Source organism: Psychrobacillus sp. 05T411, assembly GCF_056396485.1.
The window spans coordinates 1-24,322 of sequence record NZ_JBFTLO010000007.1 but is presented as its reverse complement, the minus strand read 5'-3'; the positions used below and the strand labels follow the sequence as shown (position 1 = coordinate 24,322).

The following is a 24,322-nucleotide window of genomic DNA, read 5'->3' as shown; positions in this document are numbered from 1 at the left end:
TCATTTCCTCCTTACACTTCTGTTCGGTGGAATTGCGATAAGAAACGCACATCATTTGTATAGAAATGACGAATATCTTCCACTCCATATTTCAACATTGCAATACGTTCTGGACCCATACCAAATGCAAAGCCAGAAAGTTTTTTCGAATCATATCCAGCCATCTCTAAAACGTTTGGATGCACCATACCAGCACCTAAAATTTCAATCCAACCTGTTTTCTTACAAACGTTACAGCCACTGCCGCCACATTTGAAACAAGAAATATCCATTTCAACAGATGGTTCTGTGAATGGGAAGAAGCTTGGGCGTAAACGAATTTCGCGGTCTTCTCCAAACATTTTCTTTGCAAATACAGAAAGCGTTCCTTTTAGATCACTCATACGAATATTTTCACCAATAACAAGCCCTTCGATTTGTGTAAACTGGTGTGAATGCGTCGCATCGTCGTTGTCACGGCGGTACACTTTACCAGGGCAAATAATTTTAATCGGCTTGCCTTCTTTTGCTTCCATCGTACGAGCTTGCACAGGTGATGTATGTGTACGAAGTAAAATATCTTCTGAGATGTAGAAAGAATCTTGCATATCACGAGCTGGGTGCCCTTTTGGTAAGTTCAATGCTTCGAAATTGTAGTAATCTTTTTCAACTTCTGGACCTTCCGCAATTTCGTAACCCATGCTAATGAATAAATCTTCAATTTCTTCTACTACGCGAGTTAGCGGATGATGATTTCCAGTTTTCACAGGACGACCTGGTAGCGTCACATCAATCGATTCTTTTTCTAGTTGCGCTTGAATCGCTTGTTCTTGAAGTAACGTCATGCGAGCTTCTAGTACTTCTGTTACTTCTTCACGAACAACATTTACAAGTGCTCCCATTTTCGGACGTTCTTCTGCAGGAAGTTTCCCCATTCCCTTTAGTAAATCGGTAATCGGTCCTTTTTTCCCTAAATATGCAACACGCACATCATTTAATTCTTTGACATTTTGAGAAGCTTCAATTTTTTGTAATGCTTCTTCTTTTAACTGTTGAAGTTGTGCTTCCATGTTCGATATTCTCTCCTTTTCATACAAATTCGCCTTGGCGTATTTGCTCCTGCGCAAAGCTCGTCGCAGAAAACAGTGCGTCTAGATTTTGCATCGAGCTCGCCTCGATGAACTCCTTTACAAAATCTGTGACATCCGCCGGAGGCTGTTTCATTTCAATCAGCATGCTTTTAGCTAATTAAAATGAAACATAAAAAACCCCGCCCCTATAAAAGGGACGAGGACTAATTTCGCGGTACCACCCTGATTATTGCACGATAAAAATGTGCAATCACTCAATTCGACTAACGGCTCTACACCGGCACACCTTTACAGTCAATGACTGGTCCCGGTGGCAGCTAGCGGGGTGAACTTCTATATGCATTCTCTATTTACACTTTCAGTCCAGGTGTAAAATTCCTTTTTTTCGAAACATCATATATACTTTTCCCGATGACAGCTTTTATATATCAAATTATATACTATTATACGAAGTTTTAAACATTTCATCAAGTGTGATTTATTTTATGTTGCGCTAATAGGTCACAATGTAGCACATACTTGGGATAATGCGTCGTAAGCAAACGTAATAAATCCAATAAATGGATAAGAGCAACTAATCGAGCGTTGAAAGCAACCAGTTCTGTTCGGAAAGCAACTAAATCCGCACGAGAGCAACCAAATTGACGGTGAAAGCAATCATTTCTTATAATAACAAGTTTACTTGAGCTGAGACGACTATGGTAGCGACGCATTCTCCCTGTAACAGACATCAATCGCTAACTCGCAATAATATTGTTCATCTACATCCTATAATGCTAATCCGTATAACAGAATTCCTGTTGCTACTGCTACGTTTAAAGATTCGGCTTGTCCTAAAAGAGGCACAATAATATTCTGGTCAGTTTGCTCTAATAGCTCTTTGTTAATGCCGCTTCCTTCATTTCCAACGATTAATGCAAAACTTTTACTTTTTGTCACTTCGTTAAAAGGAGTGGAATTTTCAAATGCTGTACCAAAAACGGTCACTTGTCGATTTTTCAATGCGTCGACCCATTCATGTAAATCCCCTTTTACAATAGGAATATGAAAATGAGAACCTTGTGCAGAACGTAATGTTTTAGAGTTATATGCATCTGCAGAACCTTTCCCTAAAATAACTGCGTCAATTCCTGCAGCGTCTGCTGTGCGAATCATTGTGCCGATGTTGCCAGGATCTTGGACAGCATCTATTAATAACAAACGGTTCCATTTCGATTGTACTTGCTCGTCTATAGTTTGCTGTTTGCAGTGCGCAAATATTCCTTGCGTATGTTCCGTTTCGGCAAGTTCTTTTTTAATTACATCATTTACTTCAACGATTTCTAAATTGTCTACGTCCCAGTTTACAGGAATCTCACTCGTATCACTTAGCATAATGGTAAGCACATTTTCTTTTTGTTTAATCGCTTCTTCGACTAAGTGATAACCTTCTATAATGAATTCACCTGATTTATCTCGTTCCTTTCGAACACTTAATAATTTTTTCCAATGCTTCACAAGGGAATTTTGGGGAGATTCGATTCGTTTCATTTATGGGTAACCGCCTTTTTTCTTTTAAGTGTAACAAAATCATGTATAGCTTGCGAGAGTTTGGAAAAGATAATTACGAGGAGTGATGAAAAATGGATTTTCAAATTAGAGAAGCGATTTCTAACAATTTAAAAGGTAATTCAGCAACAGATATTCGAGATGTAGTAGAAGATGCTGTTCAAAGAGGAGAAGAACATCTTCTACCTGGTCTAGGTGTTATCTTTGAAAAATGGTGGAAAATGGCGGATGATACAAAACGAAATACAGTATTAAACGAAATCGCAACTGCATTTAAATAAAAACAATCCGTGAAGAAATATTACTCTTCACGGGTTGTTTTTATCTTTAAAATAGTTTGTGAAAAAATTCATAAAGTATCAATTGCAATTTGTCGAATTATCTGTATAATTACCCTATTAGAATTGAACGAAGATTTCTAATAAAACATATACTTATATTTTTATAAAGAGGCGAATTGAAATGACAGTATCAACAGAACAAGTAGTAGAAACGTTGAAAGAATTTTTAGAGGAAAGTCAAGTATCGGTTAATCAAACAATAAGAGAACTACATGGTAAAGATGAGTCCTACCATGAGATCAGTCTCCCAGATATTGTTGTATTTCCTAAAACAACAGAAGAAGTAAGTAACATTATGAAAGTCGCAAACAAACTTCAAGTTGCCGTAGTGCCATTTGGAAGAGGTACAAGTCTAGAAGGACATATCATCCCTTACGACAACGGTATTACCATTGACTTTTCATTGATGGATAAAATTTTAGAAGTTCGTGAAAATGATTTACTTGTAAAAGTACAGCCAGGCGTAACAAGAACACAACTAAATAAAGAATTAAAGAAATATGGACTATTCTTTTCTGTAGATCCAGGAGCGGACGCGACTTTAGGTGGAATGGCGGCTACAAATGCAAGTGGTACGACCACCGTCAAGTACGGCGTAATGCGTGATCAAGTACGTGATTTAGAAGTTGTGCTCGCTGACGGTACAATTATACATACAGGGAATTTAGCTGCAAAATCAGCTTCAGGATTTCATTTAAATGGACTTTTCGTTGGTTCGGAAGGAACACTAGGATGCTTCACCGAATTAACATTAAAAGTATACGGTATTCCTGAGTTTACGACAGCAGCAAGAGCAGTCTTCCCTACTGTGAAAAACGCCGTTGAAGCTGTTACATCTATCTTACAGGCTGGTATACCTATTGCTCGAGTTGAACTGGTAGATGAAAGCTCCATTCGACAAGTAAATCGTTTTAGTGAAACGGACTATGCAGAGAGCCCTACCCTTTTCTTGGAATTCGACGGAAACGAGGCAGGCTTAAAACAAGACGTGGAATTTACACAAGAAATAATGGAAGATCACGGCTGTACGGAAATTCAATTCGAAACAGATAACACTGCCCGTACAAAGCTTTGGGATGCACGACATAACCTAGCTTACGCTTATATTCATGGGAATGTTGGTAAAAAAATGATGGTGACCGATGTATGTGTCCCTATTTCAGAACTAGCAGATGCAGTCATTTATGCAAGAACAGAACTGGATGCAATCGGTCTTATCGGAGGAGTTCTTGGGCATGTAGGAGATGGTAACTTCCATGCCTTATTGATGATTGATATGAATAATCCAGAAGAAGTAGCCAAGGCAGATGAATTCAATGAAAAAGTCGTTCAATACGCACTGGAAAGAGATGGTACTTGTACTGGTGAGCACGGGGTAGGTATTGGAAAGCAAAAATACCAAGCTGCTGAGCATGGTGCCGCATTACAAGTAATGGAAAAAATTAAAGTAGCGCTTGATCCAAACAATATTTTAAATCCAAATAAAATCGTAAAAATAGAAAGTTTAGGTGAATAAATTGAAAGTATTAGAGTCTATTAGTAATTTCGCAGGAAAGTATTTTGCATTTTTAGTAGTCGCAGTAGCTGTAATCGCATTTTTAATCCCCGATACCTTCCTACCATTCGGTAAATATATTACTATTTTACTTGGTGTCGTTATGTTCGGGATGGGTCTTACGCTAAAAGCGGTGGACTTTAAACTAATTTTAACTCATCCAAAACCTGTTATTTTCGGGGTTTTAGCACAATTCATCATTATGCCTTTAGCTGCATTTACCATTGCTTATCTATTACAATTGCCAAGTGAGTTAGCAGCTGGCCTTGTTCTTTTAGGATCTGTACCTGGAGGAACTGCTTCCAACGTGATGGTTTATTTAGCAAAAGGAAATGTTCCACTATCTATTACGATGACATCTTTCTCTACAATACTGGCACCACTTTTAACACCGTTGTTACTACTGTTACTAGCAGGTCAATGGATGCCAGTGAATGCTGTATCAATGTTCATGTCCATCATTCAAGTAATCATTATTCCTATAGTTCTTGGATTACTTGTGAAAAAATTATTGCCGAATATTGTAGAGAAAAGCTTAAATATTGTTCCACTTATTTCCGTTTTGGCAATTATCACCATTGTTTCAGCAGTTGTGGCTGGTAATGTAAATAATATTGCTTCCGCTGGTTTCTTAGTGTTTATAGGAGTATTCTTACACAATGGGACGGGCTTATTACTAGGTTACTATGCAGCAAAGTTAATGGGACTTTCTGAATTAGATCGTCGCGCGATTTCTATCGAAGTAGGCATGCAAAATTCCGGGTTAGGTGTCGCACTAGCAACAGCTCACTTAGGACCTTTAGCTGCCCTTCCAAGTGCTCTTGGAGCAGTTTGGCATAATATTTCTGGACCAATTTTAGCTACTTATTGGTCAAAACGTCCTGTAAAAGACAGTGTAGAAACTACAGCAGTCCAAACAAATAGTAAGGTTTCAGAAGTGTAATCATTTGCAATGGGTCTATCTAAAAGATAGGTCCTTTTCTTTTTGAAAAAAATTAAATAAAGAGTGATTCAGCGTCTCCCGATCACTCTTCCTATGTAGCGATGAAGCCGTCCATCTTGACGATCGACATCGCAATATTCTACAAATTGCTAGGCACACCCTGCCGTCACATTTTGTTGTTCATCAAGCCATTACAGAAGCAAGCACCGCTTTTTGTGCGTGCAAACGATTTTCAGCTTGCTGGAAAATGTATGAGTTTGGCCCGTCGATAACAGAAGTTGCTACTTCTTCTTCACGATGAGCAGGTAAACAATGCAAGAACATATAATCACTCTTCRCATTTGCTACAAGTGCATCGTTGATTTGGAACTCTTTAAAGTCCGCTAAGCGCTTTTTAGCTTCCTCTTCCTGCCCCATAGATGTCCAAACATCTGTATAAACAACATCCGCATTCACAGCAGCTTCTATTGGATCATTCGACACGAATAACGAGCCACCGTTTTCTAAAGCAATCGCTTTAGCTTTTTCAATAATACTTTCATTTGCCTCATATCCTACTGGAGTTGCGACGGCAATATGCATTCCCATATTTGCAGCAGCGATAACTAATGAATGTGCGACATTATTCCCATCACCAATATAGGCAATCTTCAATCCTTTCGTATAGCCCTTCACTTCATGAATAGTTAAAATGTCCGCAAGCGCTTGGCAAGGATGGTAAATATCTGTTAAACCATTAATGACAGGAATACTTGCATGCTCTGCTAATTCTTTTACCATTTCATGTGAGTTTGCACGAATCATAATCCCATCCAAATATCCTGATAATACATGCGCTGTATCGTAAACTGATTCCCCACGACCAATCTGTAAATCACGTGCATGCATAAACATACCATTTCCGCCTAATTGCTTTATACCGACTTCAAAGGAAATTCTTGTACGCGTCGAATGTTTTTCAAAAATCATTCCAAGTGTTTTACCTTCTAAAAGTGGCGGGCATTTCCCTGCCTTTGTTAACTTCTTAAGGTCAACTGCAAGCTGAATTAAATCTGCTATTTCCTCTTTTGAGTAATCAAAAAGCGTCAATAAGTCTTTTCCTTTTAAACTATCAACCATTTTTAAATTCGCCCATTCTAATAATTTCATTTATAAAAACTCCTTTTCTCGTATATTTATGTAATGTTTATTATATAAATGTATAAACATTAAGTCAACTGAATTTTTATACAAAAGTAAAAATAAAAAATGTCTAGAAAAGCATGTATTTGCTCTTCTAGACATTTATATTAATCAAAGGTTATTTTATTCACTGCATCGCGGTCTAATTTTTTAATTACTTCTAAGATCAATTTCACCGTGTTTTCATAGTCATCTCGATGAAGAATTCCTGCATGCGAGTGAATGTAACGAGTTGCAATACCTATGGATAATGCAGGAACCCCGTTTAGGGAAATGTGCATAGAACCTGCATCTGTTCCTCCACCTGGAATCATTTCAAATTGATAAGGGATACCATTTTCTTCCGCAGTATCTACAACAAAATCACGTAAACCTTTATGGGATACCATGGAAGCATCGAATAACACAATTTGAGGACCTGCCCCCATTTTGCTAGTCGATTCTTTCGCTGTAATTCCAGGTGTATCTCCTGCAATTCCGACATCCACTGCGAAACCGATATCTGGATTTACTTTTACGGTAGCAGTTTTAGCACCACGTAGTCCAACCTCTTCTTGAACAGTTCCTACACCATAGACAATATTCGGATGTTTTTCATCTTTCAATCCTTTTAATACGTCGATTGCAATGGCACAGCCAATACGATTATCCCATGCTTTAGCAAGTAATAATTTTTCATTGTTCATAACAGAGAATTCGAAGTACGGTACGACCATATCTCCTGGCAATACTCCCCATTCCATTGCCTCTTCTTTAGAAGAGGCACCGATGTCGATGAACATATCTTTTACATCCACTGCTTTTTTGCGAGCATCAGCCGTTAAAATATGAGGAGGTTTTGAACCGATAACACCGGTAATTGTATCGCCTTTACGAGTTACAATTGTTACTCGTTGTGCAAGCATTACTTGCGACCACCAACCACCAACTGTTTGGAAGCTTAAAAATCCTTTGTCATCAATCTTAGAAATCATAAAACCAACTTCATCTAAATGTCCCGCTACCATAATTTTAGGACCATTTGCATCGCCCACTTTTTCCGCGATCAGGCTTCCTAAATTATCGTATTCAATATTATCCGCAAAAGGTGCGATGTACTTCTCCATCACTTCTCTCGGTTCTCGCTCGTTTCCAGGAATCCCTTTAGCATCTGTCAATTCCTTTAGCATCGTTAACGTTTCATCTAGCTTCGGCATTATTTCGACCTCCTAAATATATCTACGATTTAATTATATTCTAAATTAATGACGTTTTCAAAATTTGAACATGAAATACATCAATCAGCTCCCGCTCCACCGCCACCGTCTCCTCCACCATCAGATGAACCTCCCCCGTGAGAACCTCCTCCATCAGATGAAGAATAAACCTTTGTCCACCACCAAGATTTTGTAACGTAATCTATCGGGTCTGAACTTGCTAGTAATAGTGTAGCAAGTGGAATAGAGACCTCTTCAAGTGAAATATCCATATTTTTCTTTCCCAGTAAATAAGCTCTAACTATCCATTTCTCTTGTTCAATATTATTTAAATTAGTTGGTATCCCATCCTTTAATTGTTTTCGATAGAAACGGACTGCATCTTTTGCGCGTACTGCATTCATCGAAAGAATATTTCTAGGTACGACTGAATATAAAATGACAATCAGCAATAACAATCCAACAGTCAAATCGACTATTTCGTCATTTCCAATGGAAAGAGTAAAGAAAAATAATAACACAGCATATATACTAAAAAATAATGTTGAACGTTTTTTTGTCCAAAGTATAACTAAGAAAACAATCGTAAATGCAGCTATACAAGCAATGGCCAAATAGCTTTGTACATTTGCATAATAAGCGAACATAGTAATCAGTGAAACTATAAGGGTAGCAAAAGTTATGATTAGTAAAGGAATTTTACTATTAATAGCTCCCGCCTCTTCAAGCTCTTTTTCTACTAATTGATGCCACTCTATTTGTTTCTTTTTAAATACTTTTATTTTGCTATGAAAGAATTTGGAGTTCTTATTATCTTTTGCAGCCCCTGCAGCATCATGTAAATGAAATGCCCACTTTCTAGAGCCACTTCTAGTTGTAAATAGCCAACCTGTCATATGTTTTTCAAATACTGATGTCGCCAGCCCTCCATTTGTAAGCTGGAAGTCCAAAGTTTCTTCTGGAGCTTTCGGATAGTGTTTAAAACGAAATGCGGATTTTGCTTGTCTAACCTTTACTGCTCCTTTTTCCGCTAATGAGAAGAGACCTGCAAGAAAGGCTTTAGGATGCGGTTTTCCACATTTATCAACAAAAAACAAATACAATACATCCGTATTTAAAACTTCGTCACTATGTCCTTTTCTCCAAAAATGTCTTTGTGGCAAGAAAAATAGGAAGCATAGAATGATGATTAACACTACAAATGCGACTTTCGGTATGAATGAGATAAGTGAATCCATATAGGACAGTTTTTTATTCCATTTTTTTTGCTCTTCTATTTCATTAGCCAAAGCATCTTTATAGGATAATGATGCTTTGGTTTTTCCGGTTAATGTAATTAGGTCTGCAGGAAATATTAAACTCGTCCTCGTTTCGGTATAGGCTTTGGAAATATGAGTGCTAAATMGAATACCAATATTATTTTTTCCTGTTTCCACTTTCGCTTTATTATATAAAACTCCTTCAAATCTATTTGTTTCAACTGTTTCCGGGAAAATATAATCAATCGTTACATTAAAGTAATTCTGGTCATGTGCTTCCCCTTCTTCAAAATAGACAACATCCAGTTTGTTATATTGATCATAAGCAATGACACTATTTTTAAGCGTATATGTATATAAAAACGATACCTGCTGATCAGGTTTATCTATGTTCGTATAGTAAGTGTTGTTATCTTTCGACACTTGCAAGGGGGTCATCATAGTTTGATCAATAAACCCTGGTTCCAAGTTAAATGGAGGTAACTCATATGCATAAAATTGTTCTACGTTTTTCCCATGATCCAGTGGGAAAGAACGACGCAAACTAGAGAAGGATCCGTCAAAATGATATGTAAATACTTCATTTACTAAAAGATCCCCGTTTGGTTGAATCCACGACTTTATATGCACTTTTTCAATAGAATAAGACTTTGCTTCCGCTACTATTCCAAAAGAAAGTGATAGAAATACTAATATAATTGATAATAGAAACTCTTTCATAGATTCCACCGCCATTCTAACATGTATTGTTATTTTTACGGCTCAAATGTGAAGAAGTTTCACTCAAAATCAATAACCATTTTTTTGTCGTTCATAATTCGTTTCATTTTTGGCAATATACGCCCGTAAGACATCCTCACTACTAAAACCTAGTTTTTTAGCGATTGCGCCATACATTTCCCACACTTTTCCGTAGTGAGTTGTTGTCGGTTCATTTAAAAATGTTAGAATGGATTCATTTGTGCTTATGAAAAGTTCAGTTAAATCGCCATCGATAGTTTTATAAGGCCATTCCTCTAAATCTTGAAATCCCTTTTCTATTCCTAACGATAATATAAAGTGAATAGAATCAACATACTCCTCTAAAATAACACTTCGTTCGGATGGTCCCTTCTCACTCCAAAATTTAAAGCATCTCGTTTCGTTCGCCAGTTCCGCAAGCTCAACTATAAGTGCCAATCCTTTTTTCATAAAAACATTTTCGTCCACTTGTTTGTTTGATTGAATGTATTCGTCTAAAGCACGTTGCATCGTAAAAAGTTTTGTTAAATTCATCATTTCCTCCAATAATTTTAAATTATTTTGAAACCAAACTACCTCTTCTATCGTATAGCAATTACTATGTATTTTACAAGGAGGACATTTTTAATGATCTTATTACTTCGATTGCTAATAATTATCATAATCATATATGCTTTTTATAAAATTCTTCGTTATTTGTTTGATCCAAAAAGGAAATTAGATGAATMCTATGAGAAAGAACAGTACTATTTTTATGATGATATAAAAAATGTCCGTAAAAACTTTTTTGTTACGTATAAAGGTGCGTTATTCGAAGGTGAAAAGTATTTAGGTACGACTGAACAAGCGTTTGAAGTAGTATCTATTTTCGTCTGGATAAAAGACCCTTCCAAGCTACAAGGGTTTACAAAAGAAGATTTTCGTTTTTTACAAAATGAAATACGGATGAATTACCCTTCTGCCAAAATCAATTGGAAAAGCCCCATTGAACAACTGATGAAAGAAGAAGCATAAAAATAGCGAACACCCCTTATGTAATCATAGGGTTGTTCGCTTTTACTAACCAAAAAAGTAAAAATGCATATAAAATGAGAAGCATTAAAAAACCAACTCGGAAATTTGTATGCTTTGTTTTGTGACGAAATAGCTGCATACCTAAATAAGCACCAATGCCGCCACCAAAAATGGCAAGTGTCCATAGTATGTTCTCCGGTACTCGTTGTCCGCGTTTTTTCGCTTGTGACTTATCATAACCCATTACGATAAATGAAATAATAGACATGATTAATATAAGAATAGGAATAATTTCAGTCATCTTTAGCTACTCCTTGTACAAAAAAAGCTGATAGAATCTCTATCAGCTTTTTTATCGTTTATTATTTAGCGATTGCTTTTTTTGCTGCATCTGCAAGTTGTGTAAATGCTGCTGCATCTGTCACAGCTAGATCAGCTAACATTTTACGGTTTACTTCGATTTCAGCTAATTTTAATCCGTGCATTAAACGGCTGTATGAAAGACCGTTAAGACGTGCTGCCGCATTGATACGTGTAATCCATAATTTACGGAATTCACGTTTTTTGTTACGACGGTCACGGTATGCATACATTAGTGATTTCATAACCTGTTGGTTAGCTACTTTATATAATGTATGTTTTGAACCGTAATAACCTTTAGCTAATTTTAAGACTTTTTTACGACGCTTTTTTGTTACTGGTGTACTTTTTACGCGTGGCATGATTCATTACCTCCTGCTATTCTTTCAAGATTTAAATTTCTTATTATTTCATGTAAGTAAGTAAAGTTTTGATACGTTTGTAATCGCCTGATGAAGCTACTTTAGTTTTACGTAGTTTACGTTTAGCTTTAGTAGATTTATTAGCGAATAAGTGGCTTCCAAAAGCACGGTCATGTTTTAATTTTCCTGTACCCGTTTTTTTGAAACGCTTTGCAGCTCCACGGTGAGTTTTCATTTTCGGCATGTCGAATTCCTCCTAAACAATTGTACTCTGTTACTGTTTTTCGTTCTTTGGTGCAAGCACTAAGAACATACTACGGCCATCCATTTTCGGTTTAGATTCAACCGTGGATACTTCCGTACAAGCTTCTGCAAATCTATCTAAAACGCGTTGACCAATCTCTTTATGAGTAATGGCACGACCTTTAAAACGAATAGATGCTTTCACTTTGTCTCCTTTTTCAAGGAACTTGATCGCGTTTTTAAGTTTCGTTTGGAAATCATGTTCATCGATTGTTGGGCTCAGACGAACCTCTTTCATCACGATGATCTTTTGATTTTTACGAACTTCACGATCCTTTTTTTGCTGCTCAAATTTGAATTTACCATAGTCCATGATACGAGCGACTGGCGGCTTGGCTTGAGGAGCCACAAGGACAAGATCCAAATTTACACGACCTGCAATTTCAAGTGCTTCGTTACGTGTTTTCAATCCTAACTGATCGCCATTTTGATCAATAACTCGTAGTTCGCGTGCTCGAATGCCATCGTTCACATACATGTCTTTGCTAATAACAATCCACCTCCAAATAGTGTCGCGAATACATGGTTTGGGCATAAATTCCGTAGAAACGAATTACATACGCCTTTTCGATCAAATAAAAAAACGAGCAGACATAAGATGTATGTCTGCCCGCCGATATAAGAACATGTAGATGTCTACATATTACAGTCGATCGTGTGCTTACCAGTCAACAACATAATGTGTCGAACAGGTGAGAAGCGGGCAGCCTCTTCTTATACCACAAACTAGTATTCAATAACCTAAATAACTATACCATGTAGATTAGTACATGTCAACAGTATTTATGATTAATGTTTTGTTTCTTCTTGGATGCGAGCTAAAAACGCATCAAATGGAATACTTTCCGATTGCTGTTCTCCATATTTACGTACGTTTACATTACCTGCTTCTAACTCTTTATCACCTAAAACGAGCATGTACGGAATTTTTTGCATTTGTGCTTCGCGAATTTTATAGCCAAGTTTCTCTTCTCGATCATCCATTTCTACTCGGAAACCTGCCGCTACTAATTGCTCTTCCACTTGTTTAGCATAATCGAAATGTACTTCATTTGATACTGGAATAATTTCTACTTGAACTGGAGCTAACCAAGTTGGGAAAGCACCTTTGTATTCTTCGATTAAAAATGCAACAAAACGTTCCATTGTTGAAACGACCCCGCGGTGAATAACAACTGGACGATGTGGCTTACCATCTTCCCCAACATAAGTTAAGTCAAAGCGCTCTGGTAATAGGAAGTCCAATTGAACAGTAGATAAAGTTTCTTCTTTACCAATTGCTGTTTTCACTTGAACGTCTAATTTCGGTCCGTAGAACGCTGCTTCTCCTTCTGCCTCGAAATAATCTAAGCCAAGCTCATCCATTGCTTCTTTTAACATTGCCTGTGCTTTTTCCCACATTGTATCGTCGTCAAAATACTTTTCTGTATCTTGTGGATCACGATAAGATAAACGGAATGTGTAATCTTTTAAGTCAAAGTCTTTATAAACAGAAATGATAAGCTCTACAACTTTTTGGAACTCTGCTTTAATTTGGTCTGGACGTACGAAAAGATGCGCATCATTTAAAGTCATCCCACGAACGCGTTGTAAACCTGAAAGAGCACCTGACATCTCATAGCGATGCATTGTCCCAAGTTCTGCAATACGAAGTGGAAGATTACGGTAAGAGTGCATGCCATTTTTGAAAACCATCATATGGTGAGGACAGTTCATCGGACGCAGCACTAATGTCTCATTATCCATTTCCATTGGTGGGAACATAGAATCTTGATAGTGATCCCAGTGACCAGAAGTTTCATAAAGCTCTTTAGAACCAAGTACTGGTGTATATACGTGTTTGTAGCCAAGTTTAAGTTCTTTGTCTACGATATAGCGCTCGATCACACGGCGAATTGTTGCGCCATTTGGTAACCAAAGTGGTAAACCTTGTCCTACTTTTTGGGAGTTCGTAAACAATGCTAGTTCTTTCCCAATTTTACGATGATCGCGCTCTTTCGCTTCTTCTAGCATATCTAAATGATGCTTAAGCTCTTCTTTTTTGAAGAAAGCAGTACCGTAAATACGTTGCAACATTTTGTTGTCGCTATTTCCGCGCCAATATGCTCCTGCGATACTTAGTAATTTGAATTCTTTTAACTTACCTGTAGATGGTACATGTACTCCACGGCAAAGGTCGAAAAATTCACCTTGCTCGTAAATAGATACTTGTTCGCCTTCTGGTATAGCTTCTAGAAGTTCTACTTTGTATTCGTCTTCTTTAAATTTCTCGAAAGCTTCCGCGCGGGAAACGTCGTGGCGTACTATTTCGATGTTTTCGTTAATGATTTTTTTCATTTCTTTTTCGATTAACGGGAAGTCTTCTGCAGTAATCGGTTCAGGTGAATCAATATCATAATAAAAACCGTTTTCGATGACTGGGCCAATTCCAAGTTTCACATCTTTAAACAAACGCTTAATCGCTTGTGCAAGTAAGTGAGCTGAACTGTGACGAAGAATTTCTATTGCTTCTACCGATTCTGGCGTAATAATCGCTATTTCCCCATCCGTTGTAATCGGTGTTTTTAGGTCGATTAGTTGTCCACTTAGATTACCTGCTAATGCTTTTTTACGTAATCCAGGACTAATAGATTGTGCAATTTCTTCTGTAGTTATCGAAATCGGAAATTCCTTTACTGCTCCATCTGGAAATTTTAACTTAATAACTTCGGCCATGTTGAACACTCCTTGTAAAATAATTTTGGAAAACGCAAAAAAAACTCATCCCTAAAAAGGGACGAGGTTCAAATCGTGGTTCCACCCTTCTTCTGTCTACCACAAAAATGTAGACGAAGCTCTGCATCGGCTAACGGGCCGGTGACCGGTAATTGCTACTTGAAATTCACAACTACTGCTCGGAGGTGGTAAATCGATTGCCGATACTTAAGAAGCTTACAGCCAAGGCTTCTCTCTCTAAAAAGTCGTACAAACTGATTGTTGTCCTCTTCAACGCATTTACTTATTCTTATAGAAAAAAGTATACTGGTATGTTTAAAAAATTGCAAGTGAATATTACTTATCGGACTTTTTACCGCGTTACTTCTTGTTTGATTGACACACCTAACATATCACAAGGTCTACCAATCTTGACAATTTTCCCTTTATCAATTTTCACAATTCGGTCTGCTAAAGCATGGGCATCATTTTCATCATGTGTTACAAAAATCGATGTAATATTAGCTTTTTTTAATATATCACGTAAATCTTTTCGAATTTTATACTGTAATTCAGCATCCAAATTAGAAAAAGGTTCGTCTAAAAGTAAAAGATTTGGCTTTGGTGCAAGTGCCCGTGCAAGAGCAACCCGCTGCTGCTGACCGCCACTCAATTGATACGGGTACCTTTTTTCAAAGCCTGTTAGTTCTACTAATTCCAAAACTTCTTTTATTCTTTTTTCTTTTTCCTTTTTACTTAATCTAAATAAACCAAACCTAATATTCTCGGTCACTGTCATATGAGGAAAAAGAGCATAATCTTGAAAAACTAAACCAATCCCACGCTTCTCCGGGTGAACAAAAATATTAGAACTAAATAATACATTGTCACCTATCGTAAATGTACCTTTAGTTKGCAATTCTAACCCGGCAAGAATACGTAAAATCGAGCTTTTACCACTACCACTTCTTCCCAAAATAGAAATGACTTCCCCTTTTTCAATTGTCATACTGAACTCATCAATTGCATTTTCTTTTGAGTTGGAATAAGAAAAGCATACATTTTTAATTGCTATAAACATCTTATTTCGGCTCCTTTTCAAGTAAAAAATGAAATACAAAAATTGCAATTGCACTTATCGTAATAATAAATATAGAAGCTTGAGAAGCTTCCATGATTCTTTCATCACTTGCATATTGAAAAGCTTTTGTTGCAAGCGTATCAAAGTTAAAGGGGCGTAATATTAAAGTTAACGGAATTTCTTTCATAATATCAATAAACACAAGGATAAACCCGCTTATTATGGCACCTTTCATCATTGGAAGGTCTACTTTGACAAAAGTTCTCATTAAGCCAGCCCCAAGTATGCGAGATGCGTGACTAAAATCTTTACCAATTTTATCATAGCCAGATTCTATTGCGTTATAACCAATAGCAAAAAATCGGATGATATAAGCAGTAACTAACATGACAATGCTCACACTTAGTACAAGCTTTGAATCTATCCTCATAACTGCATAAAGAGGAGAGAGAAAGCGATCTAAGGCAACAAACGTAGTAACGACTGCAACGGCAATAACTGCTCCAGGAATTGAATAACCTAGCACGGTAATCTTAGGCAGTATTTTTACATACTTCCCTTTGACTATACGACTGAAGTTTCCGATAATGAGTGCACAAAATATGATAATTGCGGCACTAACCCCAGCTACAAAAACCGAGTTTTTAATATGCTGGAAAAATTGATCTGTAGGAATTTTTCCAAAAGTTAATATAAACCAACTCACTAATTGAGCGACTGGTATTAAAAATGCGAAACTAAAAATAATTAATACATAGGAAGTTGCAAATAAAGCTTTCAATCCTCCTAGCTTTATTAATGGTAATGGCTTTACTTTAGTTGAAGCAAAACTGAACTGCTTTTTACCTCTAAGTAGCTTTTCGAAAACTAAAATCAATATAACAAATCCCATCAATGAAGCGGCAAGTTTAAGGGAGGTTTCAATATCTCCAAATCCAAACCATGTTTGAAATATTGCCGTACTAAATGTTTGAATACCAAAATATTTTACAACACCGTAATCATTCAAAACTTCAAGTACTACTAAACTTGATCCTCCAATGATTGCAACTCTAGAGATTGGAATTACTATTTGAAAGAAAATTTGCCAAGGTCCTTTCCCAAGAATCTTAGCACTTTCGATCAATGAAGCAGATTGATTGGATAAAAAAATACGTGTAATGGTGTAAACATAAGGATACAAAAATAACGTATAAATAAATATTGCACCTGGAATGTTCATTATATCAAAATAAACTGGGTTAACTGTAATATCAAATTCATTGCGCAGCGTCTTTTGTATTACTCCAGTATAATTTACAATTCCGTGATATGTATATGCTCCAATAAATGGAGGTATGGCTAAAGGCAAAATTAATGCCCATTTAAAAAAGTTTCTTAATGGAAATTGATATTGCGCAATAAGCCAAGCAAGACTTAATCCTATTACAATACTAAAAATTGCTGTAAAAACTACTAATATTACAGATGTTTGTATGTAATCTTTTAAAACGAATTCTTTCATATGCTCCCAATTTTCATTAGAAGGAGTAATAATACCTTTCAAAATTGTTAAATTAGGTAAAAATAATAAAATAATTATGCACGTCGCTGAAACAGTCCAGCTATTTACATTTAGCATAAGCCTCTTCATGGAAGAAAACACCTCAGTTTATAATAGCAAGAAACCCCTTGCCGAATATATCAGCAAGGGAGTACTCTTTATTATTTCCAACCAACCTCATTGAAAATCATAATAGATTTAGCGTTATTGTCACCTAAAACAGAAAGCTGAATATCTTGTTCTTTAAAATCCCCCCAAGACTTCAGAAGATCTGAAGACTCAACATTAACGTTTACAGGATATTCAAAGTTTGCAGTTGCAAATGTTCCTTGTGCTTCTGGAGCTGACAAAAACTCTAGAAGCTTAATAGCATTATCTTTATTTTTGGAATGCTTTACAATTCCTGCTCCACTAATATTAACATGCGTTCCTGTAGTTTCTTGGTTTGGGAAGAAAACACTTAGTCCTTCCGCAACTTTTACTTCTTCCGGATCTTCTGAATTCAGCATTTGACCGTAATAGTAAGTATTCATTATAGCAACATCACCAATTCCAGCAGCAATCGCTTTTGCTTGGTCGCGATCTCCCCCTTCAGGGTTACGAGCTAAATTAGCAACAATTCCTTCTGCCCATTCTTTTGCTTTTTCTTCCCCATTAATGTCAATGAAAGAAGCAAGTAAAGATTGGTTGTATACGTTTTCCGACGAACGAATAAGCACACGGCCTTTCCATTTGTCTTCCGTTAATGCTTCATAAGTTGATAATTCTTCAGGTTTAACTTTGTCTTTATTATATATAATAACACGGGCACGTTTCGTTAAACCATACCACATTTGATCATTATCTTGAAATTTCTTTGGAATTTGTTTGTCTAATAGCTCACTTGAACCAGACTGTAGAACTCCCTCTTCTTTTGCGCGAAATAGACGTCCAACATCCGCTGTATACAGAAGATCTGCTTGTGTAGCATCTCCTTCACGTTTAATACGTTCTAATAACTCGTCCGCTTCGCCTTTAATTACATTTACTTTGATACCAGTTTCTTTTTCAAAGTTAGCGTATAACTCATCATCCACATCATAATGGCGACTAGTATATAAATTGACTTCTTTACTCTCTGTACTTTCTGTAACTGATTCCTCTTTTTTTGTAGTACTAGTTGTCTTTGCAGGTTCACTTGTCTCATTTCCACAAGCTGCAAGGATAAGCAATAAGCTCATCACCAATAAACTAATTATTTTTCTCATTCTTTTCTCTCCTTAATAATAATTGAAACTCAAGATGATAACGATTATCAATTTCATTTATAATTATAATTGATAATAATTTAAAAGCAATAGAAATTATTATCGATTATAAAATTTGAGTTAACAGTCAGAATAAAATAGAAAAAAGAACGAAGAAATATCCTCGTTCTCCAATAGTTCCTATCATTTTTGGTTTGAAAGAAATATTATGAATCTCTCCAATTCTTGCCTTGAAGTGAAATTGGAATCGTAAGTGTACGAATTCGTTCCATAATCCGTCCAGCTTTCACTACTTCTTTTTCTCCTCGTTGCGTAACCGATAGATGATGTTCTAACTCACTATAATTGAAATTGGACGTCATAAATGTAGGTAGCTGTTCCGACATTCGATAATGCAAAATAGTCCCCAAAATTTCATCTCTTGTCCAGCTTGACATAACTTCTGCCCCAATATCATCTAACATTAAGACAGGTGCATTTTTGACGAACTCTATCTTCTCGGAAAGTGAATGATCTTGAATGGATTGTTTCATCTCCCGCAAAAATTCAGGAACGTAGACAACGACAGAATGAATATGTCTACTCGCTAATTCATTGGCTAAAGCACCTAGTAAATAGGATTTCCCTACACCGAACTTACCGTGAATATAAAGTCCTTTTTTAGGTAATGAATTCGTTCGACCCCATTCCTCCAAAAAGTCAATAGCAGCCCGAACGGCAACTACTCTACTATTATCATTCACGTCTACGTTGCTAAGACGTGCTTCCATGACCTCTTTTGGCATATGTATGCTATCAATCATGGATGTCACTTTTCTTCGCTCATCCTCTATAACTCCTCGGCGACAACGAATATACTCTAAATCAATTAGGCCACGCTCTAAAACTAGTTTCGGCTCATAGCCTTTCATATAATTCTGGCATTGCTCTAAAGATTCACAAGAACCGCAATCATGCGACTGTGATTTATATTCATATAACTTACTTAATCCCCGATCTACGATACGTTTTGATATGTCGGATGCATTTTCTTCTAAAAATTTTTGTACACCTGGATCTTCCAACACTTCTTGTTTCATTTCATCTAGCCTAGTTGAAAATTCCGGTGTTTGTACCATTCTTTTTAACGTTTCATTTATACGCTCCATTTTTTCCACCTACCTCTTCAATGCATTCAAATCCGCCAACAGTTTTTGTCTTTCTTCATCTATATTTTGAATACCATTTGTTTCATTGCCAGATAGCTTTGTTTCTCCATCTTTTTTATAAAACCAATCCGGCACTTTTTCTTCGCGCACGGGTTTTTTCGAATAAGATTTCTGCTTAGACCCTTCACTTTTCCATTTTATATATTGTTCATGTTCGCTTCTTGCAAGATCCATCGCCTGTTTTGCTGTTTTCACGTCTTTTCGCATCCAATGGGAAGCAATTTTTTCTGCATAATTTTTCGTTAGTTTCATATCCGTTCGAAGTAGTACATATTGCAACAACACATTGACAACACCGATTGGCATTTTAAAATGGGTGACAAAATGATTAGCCAACTGTACATCTGCTAAAATAGGTTCTTTACCGTTCGCGATATCTTTTAATACAATTACTGGAGCAGTAGTTTCTAAATAATGGATAAGTTCTTCTTCTTTCGATATGGGCTGGCTCTTTTCAAGTTCCGGTTTAGTTAATTGTTCGATTTTCTCAATAGCGGGAGCGGTTTTCGAAACAGTTAATTTATAGTAATCAGCACATGCTTTTTTTAACCTTGCCTCAGACAGGTGAAGTTCATCATCTAATGCTAGTATAACTACTTTTTGCATTTCCACTGGATGCAGGTTGTATAAAAAAGCTAGTTTTGCAATTACTTCTTTTGCCTCTATCGTCATCGCCGATTTTGGTACAAGTTGTTCCGACAACCCTTCTTGTAATAATGCAAAATCAAATTGATCGAAGTAAAAAGGAAGAGAATCCATTCTTTGTTTAGATTGGAATTCATCTGCATATGAAATAGCATTCCCTGTTTTGGATGAGGGTTTAAAGACATCCATAAACGTTCGGGAAACATCTGTAAATCCATCACGCCAATTCGAAGGTTGGATAAATCTGCTGCGTAATTGTTTATATGCATTTTCCCCAATTTTCCCTAACAAAAACATCGATAATAATGGATCCTTTAAAAAAGACTCTGCATCAAGCGGGGCAGTTAACTCATAATAAAAGACCCGACCATCATTCTCTGACTTTTGCCAAGTACGAAGTAATCCAATTGCTTCTAATGCAATTCTCGCATGAAAAATTTTGCCGATGGAAACACCTAATACATTCATTAGTTGATAATGGGGTAATCCTTCGTTCTTTTTTGCTTCTCCATCTGCCCATAACGTTAAGTATAGGCTGATGCTTTCTGCACCAACTAGTGGTTGATAAAATAATGTTAATAATTGGCGATCATAATCTGAAAAAGAATATGGCAAGCGAATCATATACATGTCTGCTGGCTGAAGCTCCTTATATAACATGGACTGTTGCACCTACTCTCTTGCTACCTATAATGTTGGATTCTTTTTTATTATTTCTTTTAATTCTTCTATAAAAACAGTTATATCTTTAAATTGACGATAAACAGAAGCGAATCGAACGTAAGCGACTTCATCTACTTCAGCAAGCTTGTCCATTACTTTTTCGCCAACTTCCTCCGATTTCACTTCGGAATTTCCCGCTCTTCGCAATTCTTTTTCTATCGAAAACACGATATCTTCCAGTTGATCTAATGCGACTGGTCTTTTCTCACATGCACGTATCAGACCTCGAAGTACTTTCTCGCGACTAAATTCCTCACGTGAACCGTCTTTTTTCACAACGATTAAAGGAGTTTCTTCTACCTTCTCAAAGGTTGTAAACCGAAATCCACAATCTTCGCATTCTCTTCTTCTTCTAATCGCCTTATTATCATCGATCGGTCTAGAATCAACCACTTTCGTACCATTATATTGACAGGTTGGACATCTCATATTAGTTTCACCTAATTCCTTACATGAATTTGTATATCTATTATAACAATATTCTCTCATCAATTACGACTTGGCGTAATTGCGTCCAAATTTTGAATTGCGTTCGAGGTCTACAGGATGTAGGTCATGCTCCTGCGGTTACTCGTCGCAGAAAGACATTGCAGTCGTTGCGACAAAAGTTCTTTTGCGACGAGCTTTGCGCAGGAGCAGGAAGTCGCGAACTTAGACTGCCTTCCTCGACACMTTACAAAATTTGTGACATCCGCCGGAGGCTTTAACTTGCTTCACAAGGGAGCTTGGGCTCCCTTGTGAAGCAAGTTAAAGTCGAAAAAGCAGAGGAATCGCTTCCTCTGCTAAGTCATCTTGGCTAAGTTATTACGCTTGAACTGTCATGCGTGACTTAGGTACATTAACTGGACCCATACCACGAGGCATTTCAATCGTTTCGCGTATTCCAGCATTAAGAGCATCTGCAATATAGCTAGCTGCAATTGATGGATCTAAATCACCACATGTATACACATCAATGCTCGCATAACCATGCTCTGGAAAGCTGTGAATCGTTAAATGTGATTCGGAAATTATAACGACTCCACTTACACCTTGTGGTGCAAATTTGTGAAATGCAACTTCTCTGACTTCTGCACCAGATTTCAATGCAGCATCAACAAATGTTTGCTCGATAAATTGCATATCGTTAAGTTTGTCGAAATCGCATTCCCATAGTTCTGCAATAATGTGACGTCCCATTGTTTCCAATGTCCGTTTCCCCCTTTGATAAGTTTTAGTTTAGAAAATAACAATCAAAGTTGACTACCACGGGGGAAAGTTAGTCCAAAGAGGTCCTAACCCTTTAAGTAGTCCATGTACGTGAAGTACACGATTATCATTATATGACGTATCGATAAAATAAGCAACAAATAAAAAATTCTCTTTCTAAAAAAATTTAGAAAGAGAATTTTGTTCTTATAAACTTGAAACTACTTTAAGACCAGACGCTACTTTTTTCGTCAGATCAACTACACGTGCAGAATAACCCCACTCGTTATCATACCAAGCAAGTACCTTTACTTTACGATCACCAATAACCATAGTAGTTAATCCATCGACAGTTGAGGAAAGAGTAGATGTATTAAAATCAATAGAAACTAAGGGCTCAGTCGTAAACCCTAAAACTCCTTCCATAGCCCCCTCAGAAGCTTGGATAAATGCTGCATTTACTTCTTCAACCGTAACATCTCTTTGTAAATCTACGACTAAATCAACTAAAGATACATTCGGAGTAGGTACACGAAGTGCCATCCCGTGAATTTTGCCTTCCAATTCTGGCAACACTAATGTAAGCGCTTTTGCTGCACCTGTAGAAGTTGGAATAATAGATTGCCCACATGAACGAGCGCGTCTCAAATCCTTATGCGGATTATCTAAATTGTTTTGATCATTTGTATATGCGTGAACCGTCGTCATTAACCCATTTTCAATTCCAAATGTGTCATTTAATACTTTTGCAACTGGTGCTAAACAATTTGTTGTACAACTTGCATTAGATATTATATGGTGCTTTGCTAAATCTAATTTTTCCTCATTTACACCCATCACGATCGTTGCATCTTCGTTTTTAGCAGGAGCAGTGATGATTACTTTTTTCGCTCCAGCTGCTAAATGAGCACTTGCTTTATGTCCATCATTAAATTTCCCCGTTGACTCGATTACGATATCGACATTCAACTCTTTCCAAGGTAAATTCGCTGGATCACGATCATTCACGATTTGTACTCGTTTGCCATTTACAACAAGCGCATTTTCTTCTATCGTTACTTCTCCAGAAAAAGTACCATGTGTTGAGTCATATTTGATTAAATGTGCTAATGTTTCTAAAGGATACCTTGCATTAATTGCCACAACGTTTAATTCTTCCTGTACAATCGCTTGGCGAAATACCATTCGTCCAATACGTCCAAAACCATTTATTGCAATTGAAGCTGTCATGTGAAAATCCTCCTGTAACTGTGTGATACTTTATATTTTACAACTTGTAATTAGTATAACACATTATCTCAATCATGTAGCCCCTGTTTAAAGAAAGATTTTTTTATTTACTATGTGGTTGTATGCCGTGTTCGCAAGTTGGATTGTACGAACACAAACAAAAGTGCTAAGGTGTCTGTTTCTGGTCCGATTTAGCAAATGGGGACGGGAACAATGAATGGAATGACACACATATTAGGGAAACTGCGACGTAGTGAGTTGAATGAGGTATCCGCTGGGATTTTCGCTGCAGGTCGGACGCTTTCCATGGGATTAAGCTGAAATTAATGGAAACTACAGACTTATCTGTGCATACCAGTTGAAAAAACAAAATTTTAACCAGTTTTTCCATTGCATGCATCCAGTAAATGGATTAGGGCAACCAACCGATGACTGGGAGCAACCAGTTATACTAAGAAAGCAACTAAATCAGCACGAGAGCAACCAAATTACTCGTGAAAGCAACCAATTCTCAAAATGGCTCTTTACTTGATGTGAGACAATTATAATTCCGATATATTATAGGAATTATATGTCTTAAAGCCCGTCGAACACGCCTGGCCGGCATCCACTCGACTAGTTTGTCGTGTTCAAAGGCAAGATTGTCGCGTTCGCAGTGGATATTGTCTCGTTCAACCATTTATTGTTAATATGGGATCTCAATAATTTAGCCATTTCCATTGATTTTCGCTACAGGCGGCGACTCCAGTGGAGGCCAACACGATGTTGGTCACGAAGGCGTTGCCACACGATGTGGCGTTCTTAGCCTTTGTTCCTCTGCCTGAGTAAGATGAGACTTCACAACGTACGCGCAAGYGGCGGTGAAGGCTCATCACTCACCCACTCACCC

Annotated in this window: 23 protein-coding genes and 3 other annotated features; of the genes, 4 read left to right on the top strand and 19 right to left on the bottom strand. The window is 37.0% G+C overall.

What is annotated here, in order from left to right:
* Nucleotides 1–11 precede the first annotated feature (11 nt).
* Nucleotides 12–1,049 (bottom strand): phenylalanine--tRNA ligase subunit alpha, encoded by a 1,038-nt coding sequence (gene pheS / locus AC1DFT_RS06995; RefSeq protein WP_400785151.1) that lies wholly within the window; start codon nucleotides 1,047–1,049, stop codon nucleotides 12–14.
* A 210-nt stretch (nucleotides 1,050–1,259) separates the two neighbouring features.
* Nucleotides 1,260–1,495: a binding site (T-box leader), on the bottom strand.
* Between the two features lie 343 nt (nucleotides 1,496–1,838).
* The gene (locus AC1DFT_RS06990; protein WP_477918477.1) at nucleotides 1,839–2,600 is read right to left on the bottom strand and encodes a TrmH family RNA methyltransferase; all 762 of its coding nucleotides are present in this window, start codon (nucleotides 2,598–2,600) and stop codon (nucleotides 1,839–1,841) included.
* Nucleotides 2,601–2,692: 92 nt separating this feature from the next.
* Here AC1DFT_RS06990 and sspI point away from each other — a divergent pair, with 92 nt between their 5' ends.
* From sspI to AC1DFT_RS06975, 3 genes are all read left to right on the top strand, one after another.
* Entirely contained in the window at nucleotides 2,693–2,899 is a 207-nt protein-coding gene (sspI, locus tag AC1DFT_RS06985) for a small acid-soluble spore protein SspI (RefSeq protein WP_477918476.1), read from the top strand.
* Nucleotides 2,900–3,080: 181 nt separating this feature from the next.
* Nucleotides 3,081–4,475 (top strand): FAD-binding oxidoreductase, encoded by a 1,395-nt coding sequence (locus AC1DFT_RS06980; protein ID WP_477918475.1) that lies wholly within the window; start codon nucleotides 3,081–3,083, stop codon nucleotides 4,473–4,475.
* A gap of 1 nt (nucleotide 4,476) precedes the next feature.
* Nucleotides 4,477–5,457 carry a bile acid:sodium symporter family protein gene (locus tag AC1DFT_RS06975; protein ID WP_477918474.1) on the top strand — a complete coding sequence of 327 codons (981 nt, stop codon included), beginning with the start codon at nucleotides 4,477–4,479 and terminating at the stop codon, nucleotides 5,455–5,457.
* A gap of 183 nt (nucleotides 5,458–5,640) precedes the next feature.
* Here the strand turns inward: AC1DFT_RS06975 and argF are convergent, their stop codons facing one another.
* The 4 genes from argF to AC1DFT_RS06955 all read right to left on the bottom strand — a co-directional run bounded on the left by argF (nucleotide 5,641) and on the right by AC1DFT_RS06955 (nucleotide 10,369).
* Nucleotides 5,641–6,606, bottom strand: coding sequence for an ornithine carbamoyltransferase (argF, locus tag AC1DFT_RS06970; protein WP_477918473.1), 966 nt, complete (start codon nucleotides 6,604–6,606; stop codon nucleotides 5,641–5,643).
* A 140-nt stretch (nucleotides 6,607–6,746) separates the two neighbouring features.
* A complete protein-coding gene (locus AC1DFT_RS06965) occupies nucleotides 6,747–7,835 on the bottom strand; it encodes a M42 family metallopeptidase (RefSeq protein WP_477918472.1) in 1,089 nt (362 codons plus the stop codon).
* An 80-nt stretch (nucleotides 7,836–7,915) separates the two neighbouring features.
* On the bottom strand, nucleotides 7,916–9,814 hold the full coding sequence (locus AC1DFT_RS06960) for a DUF2207 domain-containing protein (protein ID WP_477918471.1): 1,899 nt from the start codon (nucleotides 9,812–9,814) through the stop codon (nucleotides 7,916–7,918).
* A 69-nt stretch (nucleotides 9,815–9,883) separates the two neighbouring features.
* The gene (locus AC1DFT_RS06955) at nucleotides 9,884–10,369 is read right to left on the bottom strand and encodes a dUTP diphosphatase (protein ID WP_477918470.1); all 486 of its coding nucleotides are present in this window, start codon (nucleotides 10,367–10,369) and stop codon (nucleotides 9,884–9,886) included.
* Between the two features lie 93 nt (nucleotides 10,370–10,462).
* Between AC1DFT_RS06955 and AC1DFT_RS06950 the strand changes: the two genes are divergently transcribed.
* Nucleotides 10,463–10,849, top strand: a complete 387-nt coding sequence (locus AC1DFT_RS06950) for a sigma-w pathway protein ysdB (protein ID WP_477918469.1) — start codon at nucleotides 10,463–10,465, stop codon at nucleotides 10,847–10,849.
* Nucleotides 10,850–10,865: 16 nt separating this feature from the next.
* On the opposite strand, the gene AC1DFT_RS06945 is transcribed toward AC1DFT_RS06950, so the two are convergent.
* From AC1DFT_RS06945 to AC1DFT_RS06885, 13 genes are all read right to left on the bottom strand, one after another.
* Nucleotides 10,866–11,150, bottom strand: coding sequence for a DUF1294 domain-containing protein (locus AC1DFT_RS06945; protein ID WP_477918468.1), 285 nt, complete (start codon nucleotides 11,148–11,150; stop codon nucleotides 10,866–10,868).
* 61 nt (nucleotides 11,151–11,211) lie between these two features.
* Nucleotides 11,212–11,571 carry a 50S ribosomal protein L20 gene (gene rplT, locus AC1DFT_RS06940; protein ID WP_142609353.1) on the bottom strand — a complete coding sequence of 120 codons (360 nt, stop codon included), beginning with the start codon at nucleotides 11,569–11,571 and terminating at the stop codon, nucleotides 11,212–11,214.
* A 43-nt stretch (nucleotides 11,572–11,614) separates the two neighbouring features.
* Nucleotides 11,615–11,815: a 50S ribosomal protein L35 gene (rpmI, locus tag AC1DFT_RS06935; protein ID WP_053588661.1), complete on the bottom strand. Its 201-nt coding sequence runs from the start codon at nucleotides 11,813–11,815 to the stop codon at nucleotides 11,615–11,617.
* Between the two features lie 30 nt (nucleotides 11,816–11,845).
* On the bottom strand, nucleotides 11,846–12,409 hold the full coding sequence (gene infC, locus AC1DFT_RS06930; RefSeq protein ID WP_221887547.1) for a translation initiation factor IF-3: 564 nt from the start codon (nucleotides 12,407–12,409) through the stop codon (nucleotides 11,846–11,848).
* A gap of 38 nt (nucleotides 12,410–12,447) precedes the next feature.
* Nucleotides 12,448–12,596 (bottom strand) — a sequence feature (ribosomal protein L20 leader region).
* 67 nt (nucleotides 12,597–12,663) lie between these two features.
* Nucleotides 12,664–14,589 (bottom strand): threonine--tRNA ligase, encoded by a 1,926-nt coding sequence (gene thrS / locus AC1DFT_RS06925; RefSeq protein ID WP_477918467.1) that lies wholly within the window; start codon nucleotides 14,587–14,589, stop codon nucleotides 12,664–12,666.
* Between the two features lie 54 nt (nucleotides 14,590–14,643).
* Nucleotides 14,644–14,872, bottom strand: a binding site (T-box leader).
* A gap of 69 nt (nucleotides 14,873–14,941) precedes the next feature.
* Nucleotides 14,942–15,649, bottom strand: a complete 708-nt coding sequence (locus tag AC1DFT_RS06920) for an ABC transporter ATP-binding protein (RefSeq protein ID WP_477918466.1) — start codon at nucleotides 15,647–15,649, stop codon at nucleotides 14,942–14,944.
* A gap of 1 nt (nucleotide 15,650) precedes the next feature.
* A complete protein-coding gene (locus tag AC1DFT_RS06915) occupies nucleotides 15,651–17,282 on the bottom strand; it encodes an ABC transporter permease (RefSeq protein ID WP_477918465.1) in 1,632 nt (543 codons plus the stop codon).
* A gap of 71 nt (nucleotides 17,283–17,353) precedes the next feature.
* A complete protein-coding gene (locus AC1DFT_RS06910; RefSeq protein WP_477918464.1) occupies nucleotides 17,354–18,439 on the bottom strand; it encodes a Fe(3+) ABC transporter substrate-binding protein in 1,086 nt (361 codons plus the stop codon).
* Between the two features lie 206 nt (nucleotides 18,440–18,645).
* Nucleotides 18,646–19,587 (bottom strand): primosomal protein DnaI, encoded by a 942-nt coding sequence (gene dnaI / locus AC1DFT_RS06905; protein ID WP_477918463.1) that lies wholly within the window; start codon nucleotides 19,585–19,587, stop codon nucleotides 18,646–18,648.
* 9 nt (nucleotides 19,588–19,596) lie between these two features.
* A complete protein-coding gene (locus tag AC1DFT_RS06900; protein WP_477918462.1) occupies nucleotides 19,597–20,952 on the bottom strand; it encodes a replication initiation and membrane attachment family protein in 1,356 nt (451 codons plus the stop codon).
* A 27-nt stretch (nucleotides 20,953–20,979) separates the two neighbouring features.
* The gene (gene nrdR, locus AC1DFT_RS06895) at nucleotides 20,980–21,444 is read right to left on the bottom strand and encodes a transcriptional regulator NrdR (RefSeq protein WP_477918461.1); all 465 of its coding nucleotides are present in this window, start codon (nucleotides 21,442–21,444) and stop codon (nucleotides 20,980–20,982) included.
* A gap of 375 nt (nucleotides 21,445–21,819) precedes the next feature.
* Nucleotides 21,820–22,203 (bottom strand): adenosylmethionine decarboxylase, encoded by a 384-nt coding sequence (gene speD, locus AC1DFT_RS06890; RefSeq protein WP_477918460.1) that lies wholly within the window; start codon nucleotides 22,201–22,203, stop codon nucleotides 21,820–21,822.
* A 207-nt stretch (nucleotides 22,204–22,410) separates the two neighbouring features.
* Nucleotides 22,411–23,433 carry a glyceraldehyde-3-phosphate dehydrogenase gene (locus AC1DFT_RS06885; RefSeq protein ID WP_477918459.1) on the bottom strand — a complete coding sequence of 341 codons (1,023 nt, stop codon included), beginning with the start codon at nucleotides 23,431–23,433 and terminating at the stop codon, nucleotides 22,411–22,413.
* Nucleotides 23,434–24,322 lie beyond the last annotated feature (889 nt).